The organism is Mesorhizobium sp. M7A.T.Ca.US.000.02.2.1 (assembly GCF_003996995.1).
Classification (GTDB): Bacteria; Pseudomonadota; Alphaproteobacteria; order Rhizobiales; family Rhizobiaceae; genus Mesorhizobium.
This window is the reverse complement of sequence record NZ_RZTT01000084.1, coordinates 6808-17975: the sequence shown is the minus strand read 5'-3', so window position 1 is coordinate 17975 and position 11168 is coordinate 6808. Positions and strand designations below refer to the sequence as shown.

Here is an 11168-nt window from a genome sequence, read left to right as displayed (position 1 = left end):
GACGATTGGAGAACCTTCTGATGGCAACCCCGCTCGTTGTTTCCGGCGTTGCCAAGAGCTTCACCATGCATCTGCGCGACGGCATCAAACTGCCTGTTGTCGCCGGTGTCTCGTTCTCGATCAGGGCCGGCGAATGCACCGTGCTCGGCGGCCCGTCCGGTGCCGGCAAGAGCTCGATCCTGAAGATGCTCTACGGCAACTACGCCGTCGACGAAGGCCAGATCATCGTCACGCACGATGACGGGCTGATCGACCTGGCCGCCGCCAGCCCTCGCACCGTGCTTGCGGTGCGCCGGCAAACGATCGGCTATGTCAGCCAGTTCCTGCGCACCGTGCCGCGCGTTTCGGCGCTCGATATCGTCGCCGAACCGCTGGTCGAGCGCGGCGAGGATCGCGAGATTGCCCGCGGCAAGGCGCGCGCCTTGCTGGCACAGCTCAACCTGCCGGAGAAACTCTGGGCTTTGCCGCCTGCGACCTTTTCCGGCGGCGAGCAGCAGCGCGTCAACATCGCGCGCGGCTTCATCACCGAGCATCCGATCCTGCTGCTCGACGAACCGACCGCTTCGCTCGACGCCAGGAACCGCGACGTCGTGATCGAACTCATCGCCGCCAAGAAGGCGGCTGATGTCGCCCTGCTCGGCATCTTCCATGACCACGACGTGCGCGAGGCGGTTGCCGACCGCATCATCGACGTCACCGCTTTCGCGTCCGGAAAAATCGCCGCATGACCAGGAAATTGTCCGAGACGCCGCTGGTCCACCCGACGGCGGATGTACAGAATTCGACGCTCGGCCGCTGGACCGAGATCGCCGACCGCAGCCGGGTCTCGGAAAGCGAACTCGGCGACTATTCCTACATGATGCAGGACTGCTCCGTCTGGTGCGCGACAATAGGCAAATTCGCCAACATCGCCGCCAGCGTTCGCATCAACGCCACCAACCACCCGACCTGGCGGCCGACGCTGCATCACTTCACCTATCGCGCCTCGGACTACTGGGACGATGCCGAGCACGAGAGCGAGTTCTTCGCCCAGCGCCGCGCCAAACGTGTCACCATCGGCCACGACACCTGGCTCGGTCACGGCTCGACCATCCTGCCCGGCGTCACCGTCGGCGATGGCGCCGCGGTCGGCGCGGGTGCGGTGGTCTCGAAAGATGTCGCGCCCTACACCATTGTCGGCGGCGTGCCGGCAAAGCCGATCCGCGAGCGCTTCGATCGCCGCACCGCCGAGCGCTATCAGGCGCTTGCCTGGTGGGACTGGGACCATGCAAGGCTGCGCGCCGCGTTGGATGATTTCCGGGAGCTTGAGGCCGAGACGTTCCTAGAGAAATATGGCGGATAGCGACGTTCAGGAATGGGCGGTCACTGACGCGGGGCAGCGGGGCATTGTCACAAACCGCCCCGGCCCCTGCTATCCGCATGACATGCCTCTCGACACCAGCATCGGCGCCATGACGGCCCTTGTCTGGAACGCTTGATGGCACCAGCTCGCCAGGCCCGCGTTCCAAATCACCTTCGACTGCTGACCCAGGGTCGACACTAGACTCCAGCCTGTGGAGCGTAACAAAACTGACATCACCGCGACACGGCAGGTTCATGTGGCTGCGCTAGGCGAGAGCCTGACGATCAATGGTCCGGACCTGGAACCTGCCCCCATGCCAGCAAATTCCGCCACGCTCGAAATCCGCGGTGTCACCCGACGATTTGGCAAGAACACTGCCGTCAGGGACATCAACATCGCGATCCCGCATGGTCAGATGGTTGGCGTCATCGGCCGTTCGGGCGCCGGCAAATCGACGCTTCTTCGCATGATCAACCGTCTCATCGATCCCAGCCAGGGGTCGATTTTTTTTGACGGCGCCGAGGTCTCCCAGCTGCGCGGTTCGCCACTACGGCGCTGGCAGCGCGATTGCGCCATGATCTTCCAGCAGTTCAACCTGGTGCCGCGCCTCGACGTGCTGACCAATGTGCTTCTCGGCCGGCTGAACCACCGCTCCACCATGTCGAACCTGCTCGGCATCTTCTCCCGCGAGGAACGAGCCGAGGCGATAGCAGCGCTGGAGCGTCTCGATATCGCCCGCACCGCGCTGCAGGCCGCCGGCACCTTGTCGGGTGGCCAGCAGCAGCGCGTCGCCATTGCCCGCGCGTTGATGCAGCAGCCGAAGGTGATCCTCGCCGACGAGCCGATCGCGTCACTCGATCCGCTCAACGCCAAGGTGGTTATGGATTCGCTGCAGGATATCAATTTGCGCGAAGGCATCACCGTGATCACCAACCTGCACACGCTGGACACGGCCCGCACCTATTGCAACCGTATCATCGGCATGGCTGCCGGCAAGGTCGTCTTCGACGGCCCGCCGGAAGAGCTCAACCGCGAGGCCGTGCGCATGGTCTACGGCGCCGACAGCAGCGGCGGCGAAATCTCCGAGGCCATCACCTCGACCAGTGTCATCATCAAGCAAAAAATCGCCGCATCCGCCGGACCGCTTGAGCCAGCCTTTCCTGGTTACTGAGCGACCTGGATCGCCAGCCCGCGTCAAGGGCATCATATCCCAACGCAGCCGGCGCGATGCCGGGACCAACAGGAGAGAGACGAGATGTTTAGAAAGATACTTTTCGGTGCCGTTTCCATCATGGCCATGGCGATGGGCTCGGTCCAGGCACAGGATCTGAAGGAATTCCGCGTCGGCATTCTGGGCGGCGAGAACGAAGCCGACCGTCTGCGCAACTACCAGTGCTTCGCCGACCACATCAAGCAAGTCCTCGGCGTCGAGAAAGTTTCGCTGTTCCCGGCCGCCGACTACGACGGCGTCATCCAGGGTCTGCTCGGCGGCACGCTCGACTATGCCGAACTCGGCGCTTCCGCCTACGCCAAGGTCTACCTCGAGAACAAGGACGCGGTTCAGCCGATCCTGACGACGGTCCAGACCGACGGTTCGACCGGCTACCATTCGGTTATGGTCGCCCGCGCGGATTCCGGCATCAAGACACTCGCTGATATGAAGGGCAAGAAACTCGGTTTCGCCGATCCCGATTCGACTTCCGGCTACCTGGTCCCGGTCACCTCGCTGCCCAAAGACATCGGCATGGATGTGAAGAGCTATTTCGCGTCGACCGGTTTCGGCGGCGGCCATGAACAGCTTGTCCTTGAAGTTCTGAAGGGCACCTTCGATGCCGGCACCACCTGGGCCTCCGGCGTCGGCGACTTCAAGGATGGCTACAGCTCCGGCAATCTGCGCAAGATGGTCGACAAGGGTGTCCTCAAGATGGACGACCTCGTAGAGTTGTGGCAGTCCCCCTTGATCCCGAACGGCCCGCTGGTCATACGCACCTCGCTCGACGCCGACACCAAGCAGAAGATCACCGATTTCCTGACCAAGCTTCCGCAGACCGACCCGGCCTGTTTCGCGGCGGTGCAAGGCGGCGACTTCAAGAGCTATTCGCCGGTCACCCCGGAATTCTATCAGGCGATCATCGACGCTCGTAAGGCGAAGATCGGCTCGTAAGCCAAAAGGCACGACGCCGCCGGGGCCAAAGTGCCGCCGGCGGCGTTGCCGCGTCACGGCTGGGGAACTATCGATGAGTGCGACCGAAATTTACCGCGCGCCTGCGCTCTCCACGGAAGGAGCGTTGGCCGAGCGGCACTGGCGCGACCTCGCCGCTCGCCGGCGCCTCTACACGATCGGAGGCCTGGTTTTCCTGTTGCTTGCGCTCTCGGGCTCGCTCTGGTTCGCCAATGAAACCAACGCCGGAAAGTTCTTCGACCGCCTTCCCCACATCGCCGACTTTTTCGTCGAATTGAAGCCGCGCGACTGGTTCGACCCGGTGCGCGCGCTGTTCGACCTGCCGTCGCCCTATGACGATGGCAGCCTCAAATTCGACTATCCCGAAGGCCGGGTCTACCTGACCCAAGGCATCTACATTCCGGAGTATTTCTACCGGATGATCGAGACCCTGAACATTGCGCTGTTTTCGACCCTGGTCGGCTCCACCTTCGGTTTCCTGCTCTGCTTCCTGGCTGCAAGCAACGTGACGGCCAGCCGCTGGCTCCGCTTCACCACGCGCCGCTTCCTCGAAATTGTCCGCGCCTTTCCGGAAATCGTCATTGCCGGCTTTTTTCTGGCGATCTTCTCGCTTGGGCCCATTCCAGCGATCCTCGCGGTCAGCATCCACACCGTCGGCGCGCTCGGAAAAATGTTCTACGAAGTGGTCGAGAACGCCGACATGAAGCCTGACGAAGGCTTGCGGGCCGTTGGCGCCAACTGGGTCGAACGGGTGTGGTTCGGCATGGTGCCTCAGGTTCTGCCCAACTTCATGAGCTATTTCCTGCTCCGCTTCGAGATCAATGTGCGCGCTTCGACCATTCTCGGTGCCGTCGGCGCCGGCGGCATCGGCGAATCCCTGCGTCTTTCGATCAGCCGGGGCCATGAGGCCAAGACCATAGCCATCGTGTTTCTGCTGTTCTGCACGATTGTCGCCGTTGACCAGTTTTCGGCATGGCTGAGACAACGTCTCGTCGGCAGGCAGGCGTTCGCATACGGGCGCGGAGAGTAACGCAATGAACGCCGACGCCATCAACGACATCGCCGCTCGCTATCCCGATGCGTTTCAGCGGCCTTTATGGAAGCGCTATGCCGCCCCGTTCGGCATCCTTCTATGCATCCTCTACACCTTTTACTGCTCGTGGTTCTTCTCGATCGGCATCGTTCTCGGAAAGGCGAACTGGAACCTGGCCGGCGCTTATCTCGCCGACTGGGTGTCTTACGAAATCCGCCCGGACATCGAATTCAAGGACGGCTATCTGACCATCGATTACTCTCGTTTCTCCAAACTGGGATCCAATCCAAATCCCGACTGGGTTATCAAGCAGATTGCCGAGGTCGAGCGGCGGGTCGACGCCGCACCGGCACCGGCGGCCGCGACCGACAAGTCGTCGCAGGGTTCGTTCATGGCGGCTGGCGCGCCAACGGCCGAGAATCCGGCCCCCTCGCCAGACAAACCAGTTCCGGCCGCGCCCAAAACGGTGCGCGAAAAGGCCGTGGTGGCGGCGACCGTCGTCCTTGGCAGCGGCCAGATTGCCATTGCGCCAAATCTTGTCACGGTGACGCGCGGCGCCGAAAGCGTCGTCTTCGACATTGCCAAGGACAGGTCTGTCACGCCGCGCACACCGCTGCCTGACTGGATAGAGCAACGCAAGCCAGGTTCGACAGCCTATGTCTCGTTCGGATTTTTGGGCCGCGCTGAAGTGCAAAATGACGAGGTGATCGCCTGGAGGCGGTTTTTTGGTTGGGCGAATTTTGTGTTTGACACGAATTCGCCATTCTGGGGAAAATCGTTTGGCGAGGTCGCTTCATTGATCGTCTCCGGAGAACGCATCGATCCGTCGAGGTCAAACGCAGCGCTTGCCTGGGACAACATCCTCTACAATGCCGAGTGGCAACACGGCGACGTGTGGCTGAAGCTTCTGCAAACCATCGTCATGGCTTTTGTCGGCACAGTGTTGGCCTCGGTCGTCGCCTTTCCGCTCGCCTTCCTGGCTGCGCGCAACATCACGCCGAACTGGTTGACCAACCAGGCGACAAAACGCTTCTTCGACTTCCTGCGGTCTGTCGACATGCTGATCTGGGCGCTGTTCTTCACCCGCGGCTTTGGTCCGGGGCCGCTGGCCGGCATGTCGGCGATCTTCTTCACCGATACCGGAACCCTGGGCAAGCTCTATTCCGAGGCGCTGGAAAACATCGACGACAAGCAGCGCGAAGGCATCCGCTCGGTGGGCGCCACACCAACAATGGTGCAACGCTACGGCGTGCTGCCTCAGGTTCTGCCAGTGTTCCTTAGCCAATCCCTCTATTTCTGGGAATCGAACACCCGCTCGGCGACAATCATCGGCGCCGTCGGTGCCGGCGGCATCGGTCTGAAATTATGGGAAGCCATGCGCACCGGCACCAACTGGGCCAATGTTTTCTACATGGTGCTGTTGATCCTGATTGTCGTTTTTGTCTTCGACAACATCTCCAACTATCTCCGCCGCAAACTGATGGGGACCGTCGGAAACGGCAACGACGAGCGCGCGCGGGGCGCCTCCGCCCGCCTGCTGGCGGCGGCTTAGACCACGATCCTGAATCGAAGGTCGACGAAGCAAAGGCGGTACCGGTTTTTGCTTCGCCGACCTTCGGCTCGCGTCTCAGGCGCCGGCCTTCTTCCACCCGCTCTTGATATGCCTATACCCCTCCCGATAGACCGCTTCCGGCGTCTCGGAAAAATCGCGCCACACCTTGGTCGCCGCCGCCAAGTCCTTCAGCGAACGGCCGAACGCCTCGATCGTCAGCCAATCGTCATAGCCGCTCTTGCGGATGGCTGAGAATGTTTCTGTCCAGGGAATGTTGCCGCGCCCCGGCACGCCACGATCATTCTCAGAGATATGGATGTGCACGACATTCCGGCGATGTTTCGTGTAGGCGCCGATCGGGTCGGCCTCCTCGATATTGGCGTGGAAGGTATCGTACATCGCCTTGATGTGCGGCCGGTCGATGGCATCGATATGCTCCGACAGATCCGCCATCGTGTTGAGGAGATAGCATTCGAAGCGGTTCAGCGCCTCGAGCCCGATGGTGACGCCCTTGTTGCCGGCATGGTCGCCGATCGCGCGTTGCGAGGCGACGGAGCGCTTCTTCTCGGCAGAGGTCGGTCCGGAGCCGGAAAACGACCCGAGCGTCGAATGCAGCGGGCCGCTCAGCGTGCTGGCGCCAAGTGCCTGCGCGCAGTCGATCGCCCATTTCATGTAGTCGACCCCGGCCTTGCGCGTCGCCGCGTCGGCCGAGATCAAATTCATCGCCGGATCGCCCATGGCCGAAACAGAGGTCCGCTCCAGTCCGATGCGGTCGAGCAGATCGCCGAGTTTTTTATAATCGTCCGGCGCGCCGGCGAAGATCGGTATCTCGACGCCATCGAAGCCGGTCGCCTTGATATCGCGCAGCAACGGCTCGTGTTTCTTCGACACCGCCGTCGTCCACAAGAACATGCACATGCCGATTTTCATCGACGCTCCCCTCCCCTTGGATCCCCCGGACCGCCTCTATTTCAGAGCTTCGTCCACGCCCCATTCTTCTTCGACGACTTCACGCAGGCCTCGATGAAGGCCATGCCCTCGACGCCGTCCTGGATGGTCGGGAAGACGACGTCCTTGGCTGGCTTGCCGCCCTTGCGGCGTGCCGCCCGGATGGCGCGCGCGGCCTCCTGGTAGATGTTGGCGAAACCTTCGAGATAGCCTTCCGGATGACCCGACGGCACGCGGCTGACACGGCCCGCCACCGGCAGCGCGCCGGCGCCGTTGCGGGTGATCAGTTGCTTCGGCTGGCCGAACGGCGTGTACCAGAGATAGTTCGGGTCGGCCTGCACCCATTCCAGCCCGCCCTTGGAGCCATAGATGCGCAGCTTCAGCCCGTTCTCATGGCCGGGCGCCACCTGGCTTGCCCAGATCATGCCCTTGGCCGGATGCGTCTTGCCGATAGGCTTGAAGCGCAGCATGACGTTGACGTTGTCATCGAGTAGCCGGCCCGGCACGAAGGCATCGAGATCGGCCGACAGGGAGTCCAGTTCCAGCCCTGAGACGAAGCGGGCGAGGTTGTAGGCATGCGTGCCGATATCGCCCAGCGCACCGCCGGCGCCTGCCTGCTTGGGGTCGGAGCGCCACGCCGCCTGCTTCTGGCCTGTCGCGGCCAAATCCTCGGTCAGCCAGTCCTGCGGATATTCGGACTGCACGATGCGGACGTCGCCGAGAACACCTTTGGCGACCATTTCGCGTGCTTGCCGGATCATCGGATAGGCGGTGTAGTTGTGCGTCAGCACGAACACCTTGCCGGTCTTCTCGACTATCGCCGCAAGCTTTTTCGCCTCGGCCAGGGTCGTCGCCAGCGGCTTGTCGCAGATGACGTGGATGCCGGCCTCGAGGAAAGCTTTTGCCGCCGGCACATGGACATTGTTGGGCGTGACGATGGCCACCGCCTCGATGCCGTCGGGGCGCTTCGCCTCGGCCTTGGCCATCTCGGCATAGGATGCATAGCTGCGTGCGGGGTCGAGCCCCAGTTCGGCGGCCGAGGCCTTGGCACGGGCCGGGTCGGCTGACAAAGCACCGGCAACCAGCACGAAATCATTGTCCAGCCGCGCCGCGATCCGGTGCACCGCGCCGATGAACGCGCCTTGCCCGCCGCCGACCATGCCGTAGCGGATCGGGCCGCCTCCCGTTTCCGACTTCGATGCGCCGACCATATCTTGCTCCTCGCTGTTGCTCACCTCCCCCTTGAGGGGAGGTCGATCCGCGCAGCGGATCGGGTGGGGTCGTTGAGGCAGAGCTCGGCATGAACCGACCCCTCCCGGCCCTTCGGGCCACCCTCCCCTCGAGGGGGAGGGGAAACCGCGCTAGATGCCCATCATGGCGCGCAGCATCTTCTTGTCGGTGGTGCCGGCGGCGAAGTCGTCGAATGCCTTTTCGGTCACCCGGATGATGTGGTGCTCGATGAAAGGCGCGCCTTCGGCCGCGCCATCCTCCGGATGCTTCAGGCAGCATTCCCACTCCAGCACCGCCCAGGAATCATAATTGTACTGCGTCAGCTTGGAAAAGATGCCGCCGAAATCCACCTGTCCATCGCCCAGCGAACGGAAGCGGCCGGCGCGGTTGGTCCAGCTCTGGTAGCCGGAATAGACGCCTTGCCGGCCGGTCGGGTTGAACTCGGCGTCCTTGACGTGAAACGCCTTGATGCGCTCGTGATAGATGTCGATGAATTCTAGATAGTCGAGCTGCTGCAGCAGGAAGTGCGACGGATCGTAATTGATGTTGCAGCGCTTGTGGCCCCCGACCGCGTCGAGGAACATCTCGAAGGTGGCGCCGTCGAACACGTCCTCAGAGGGGTGAATTTCATAGCCGACGTCGACGCCGTTGTCCTCGTAGACGTCGAGGATCGGCTTCCAGCGTTTGCCGAGCTCGCCAAACGCTTCCTCAATGAGTCCAGCCGGCCGCTGCGGGAACGGATAGAGATAAGGGAAAGCCAGCGAGCCGGTAAACGACACTGAAGCATTCAGGCCCAGATTGCGCGATGCTTTAGCGCCGAACTTCATCTGCTCGACAGCCCACTCCTGCCGGGCTGCGGGATTGTTGTGCACCGACGGCGGCGCAAAGCCATCCATCTGCGCGTCATAGGCTGGATGAACCGCGACCAACTGCCCCTGCAAATGCGTCGACAGTTCGGTGATCTCAACGCCGGCGTCAGCGCAGATGCCCTTCACCTCATCGCAATAGGCCTTGGAAGAAGCCGCCTTCTTGAGGTCGAACAGCCGCGCGTCCCAGGTCGGGATCTGCACGCCTTTGTAGCCGAGACCGGCCGCCCATTTGGTGATCGACGCCAGTGAGTTGAACGGCGCGGCGTCGCCCGCGAACTGCGCCAGAAACAGCCCAGGGCCCTTCATTGTCGTCGGCATCGCATCCTCCCTCATTTCTCTCTCGACCGAGCATAGCGCCGATTGGAAGCAGGGCCAGCCACTTTGGTCTTTCTCAACGGGTGCTTGCACGCACCGCCATTCTGGTATTACCAAATGTGGAAATTTGGTCAAGCCGCACAATGCGCCATCAAGACCCCAAAATCACCTGTTGCAGGCCTATATATCTCAATATAATCAAGGAAATAATCCATAGAGAAAGTTGCACTCCAGCGCTTCTTGCCGATCTGGAGAATTTGCTGTAGACCTCGCTTCAGGCCCAATTGGTCGAACCAGTTTGCGAAAAAAGGCTGGGAACGCCTTGGGGAGGAACCTTTGTGTCGCCTTTTGGCGATGCATGTCGCAGGCGAACCATAGAGACGATTTGGGAAGGACAGACCATGCATCTTTCGACGCACAACTGGATGCGCGCGGAACCCTTGGAGACGACGCTCAAGCGCATCAAGAAATTCGGCTATGAGTCGATCGAGATTTCCGGCGAGCCCGAGCAGTACAAGACCAAGGAGACCCGGGCACTGCTGAAGGAGCATGGTATTCGCTGCTGGGGCGCGGTGACCCTGATGCTGGGCGAGCGCAACCTTGCCGCCAGGAACCAGGGCCAGCGCGAGCGTTCCGTTCAGTATGTCAAGGACGTGCTGACCATGGTCAGCGAACTCGATGGCGAGATCATCACGCTGGTTCCGGCCACCGTCGGCAAGGTCGTGCCTGACGGGACCGAAGAAGAGGAATGGAAGTGGGTCGTCGACGCCACCCGTGAATGCTTCACCCACGCCAAGAAGGTCGGCGTCAAGATCGCTGTCGAACCCCTCAACCGCTTCGAGACCTATCTGTTCAATCGCGGCGCCCAGGCACTGGCGCTGGCTGACGCGGTCAGCCCCGAATGCGGCGTGTGCCTCGACGCTTACCACATCCACATGGAAGAATTTAACGTCCATGACGCGATCCGGCAGGTCGGAAAGCGCCTGTTCGACTTCCACGTCGCCGACAACAACCGGTTTGCCGCCGGCCTCGGCCAGATCGACTGGCCGAAGATCGTCGCCACCTTGCGCGAGATCGGCTACGACGGCGCGCTGACCAACGAGTTCGTCGCGCCCGTCGACCGGACGCCGGCAGCCCCCTATCCCGACATGGTCGAGCGCAATCCGGTCGACATCTCGCCCGAGCAGCTGAAGTTCATCCAGGACCACGGCTCCAGCGTACTCACCGAGAAATTCTACACCGACCAGATGCGCATCAACGCCGAAACGTTATTGCCGCTGATCAAGTAGCCGACTGCCTCTGGGAAATTCGCCCTTCCGCCCTGACCGGCGGCGGGGCTGGGGAAGAATATGCGTATCAAGTCCGTCCAAGCCTGGTGGATCCGCGTTCCGATCGAAGCCGCTCGGCAGCACCGCAGCGACTTCGGTCAGGTGACGACCTTCGACGCCGCCATCCTGCGCATCGAAACCGATGACGGGCTGGTCGGCTGGGGCGAAGGCAAGAACGCCGCCGGCAGTGCCGGCAGCTACGGTGCACTCGTCCACATGCTGAACCATGAGGTCGGGCCTCAGCTGGTCGGCCGCGATCCGGCGGACATCGGCGTCATATGGGAGATGCTCTACAATGGCGTGCGCCACGACAGCGCCGCGCCAGTTGCGGCATGAGCATCGCCGCCATCAGCGCCGTCGACATCGCGC

10 protein-coding genes and 1 pseudogene are annotated in these 11168 nt (G+C 62.2%); 8 read left to right on the top strand and 3 right to left on the bottom strand.

Annotated features, from left to right (window positions below; all coding sequences use genetic code 11):
* Positions 1–20 precede the first annotated feature (20 nt).
* From phnL to phnE (EOD15_RS10870), 6 genes are all read left to right on the top strand, one after another.
* A complete protein-coding gene (gene phnL, locus EOD15_RS10895; RefSeq protein WP_127321057.1) occupies positions 21–728 on the top strand; it encodes a phosphonate C-P lyase system protein PhnL in 708 nt (235 codons plus the stop codon).
* Complete coding sequence (locus EOD15_RS10890; RefSeq protein ID WP_127321056.1) at positions 725–1342, top strand: DapH/DapD/GlmU-related protein; 618 nt, start codon at positions 725–727, stop codon at positions 1340–1342. The genes phnL and EOD15_RS10890 overlap by 4 nt, the downstream gene beginning before the upstream one ends.
* A gap of 313 nt (positions 1343–1655) precedes the next feature.
* Entirely contained in the window at positions 1656–2513 is an 858-nt protein-coding gene (gene phnC, locus EOD15_RS10885; protein WP_127321055.1) for a phosphonate ABC transporter ATP-binding protein, read from the top strand.
* Between the two features lie 84 nt (positions 2514–2597).
* Positions 2598–3506, top strand: a complete 909-nt coding sequence (gene phnD, locus EOD15_RS10880) for a phosphonate ABC transporter substrate-binding protein (RefSeq protein WP_127321054.1) — start codon at positions 2598–2600, stop codon at positions 3504–3506.
* Between the two features lie 73 nt (positions 3507–3579).
* Positions 3580–4554, top strand: coding sequence for a phosphonate ABC transporter, permease protein PhnE (phnE, locus tag EOD15_RS10875; protein ID WP_127271835.1), 975 nt, complete (start codon positions 3580–3582; stop codon positions 4552–4554).
* Positions 4555–4558: 4 nt separating this feature from the next.
* The gene (gene phnE / locus EOD15_RS10870) at positions 4559–6109 is read left to right on the top strand and encodes a phosphonate ABC transporter, permease protein PhnE (protein ID WP_127408477.1); all 1551 of its coding nucleotides are present in this window, start codon (positions 4559–4561) and stop codon (positions 6107–6109) included.
* Between the two features lie 75 nt (positions 6110–6184).
* Here the strand turns inward: phnE (EOD15_RS10870) and EOD15_RS10865 are convergent, their stop codons facing one another.
* The 3 genes from EOD15_RS10865 to EOD15_RS10855 form a co-directional block, all read right to left on the bottom strand.
* Positions 6185–7039 (bottom strand): sugar phosphate isomerase/epimerase, encoded by an 855-nt coding sequence (locus tag EOD15_RS10865; protein WP_127318756.1) that lies wholly within the window; start codon positions 7037–7039, stop codon positions 6185–6187.
* Positions 7040–7080: 41 nt separating this feature from the next.
* Positions 7081–8268: a Gfo/Idh/MocA family oxidoreductase gene (locus tag EOD15_RS10860; protein ID WP_127318758.1), complete on the bottom strand. Its 1188-nt coding sequence runs from the start codon at positions 8266–8268 to the stop codon at positions 7081–7083.
* Positions 8269–8418: 150 nt separating this feature from the next.
* Positions 8419–9474 (bottom strand): sugar phosphate isomerase/epimerase, encoded by a 1056-nt coding sequence (locus EOD15_RS10855; RefSeq protein ID WP_127318760.1) that lies wholly within the window; start codon positions 9472–9474, stop codon positions 8419–8421.
* Positions 9475–9872: 398 nt separating this feature from the next.
* On the opposite strand from EOD15_RS10855, the gene EOD15_RS10850 reads away from it, so the two are divergent.
* Both EOD15_RS10850 and EOD15_RS36710 read left to right on the top strand, forming a co-directional pair.
* The gene (locus tag EOD15_RS10850; protein ID WP_027037785.1) at positions 9873–10760 is read left to right on the top strand and encodes a sugar phosphate isomerase/epimerase; all 888 of its coding nucleotides are present in this window, start codon (positions 9873–9875) and stop codon (positions 10758–10760) included.
* A 60-nt stretch (positions 10761–10820) separates the two neighbouring features.
* Positions 10821–11081 (top strand): annotated as a pseudogene (locus EOD15_RS36710) (mandelate racemase/muconate lactonizing enzyme family protein); the annotation flags it as partial.
* Between the last annotated feature and the right edge of the window lie 87 nt (positions 11082–11168).

Bases quoted from the DNA above. Each gene is read 5' to 3' on its own strand.
- phnL (WP_127321057.1), top strand. From the start codon at position 21: ATGGCAACCCCGCTCGTTGTTTCCGGCGTTGCCAAGAGCTTCACCATG.
- EOD15_RS10890 (WP_127321056.1), top strand. From the start codon at position 725: ATGACCAGGAAATTGTCCGAGACGCCGCTGGTCCACCCGACGGCGGAT.
- phnC (WP_127321055.1), top strand. From the start codon at position 1,656: ATGCCAGCAAATTCCGCCACGCTCGAAATCCGCGGTGTCACCCGACGA.
- phnD (WP_127321054.1), top strand. From the start codon at position 2,598: ATGTTTAGAAAGATACTTTTCGGTGCCGTTTCCATCATGGCCATGGCG.
- phnE (WP_127271835.1), top strand. From the start codon at position 3,580: ATGAGTGCGACCGAAATTTACCGCGCGCCTGCGCTCTCCACGGAAGGA.
- phnE (WP_127408477.1), top strand. From the start codon at position 4,559: ATGAACGCCGACGCCATCAACGACATCGCCGCTCGCTATCCCGATGCG.
- EOD15_RS10865 (WP_127318756.1), bottom strand. From the start codon at position 7,039: ATGAAAATCGGCATGTGCATGTTCTTGTGGACGACGGCGGTGTCGAAG.
- EOD15_RS10860 (WP_127318758.1), bottom strand. From the start codon at position 8,268: ATGGTCGGCGCATCGAAGTCGGAAACGGGAGGCGGCCCGATCCGCTAC.
- EOD15_RS10855 (WP_127318760.1), bottom strand. From the start codon at position 9,474: ATGCCGACGACAATGAAGGGCCCTGGGCTGTTTCTGGCGCAGTTCGCG.
- EOD15_RS10850 (WP_027037785.1), top strand. From the start codon at position 9,873: ATGCATCTTTCGACGCACAACTGGATGCGCGCGGAACCCTTGGAGACG.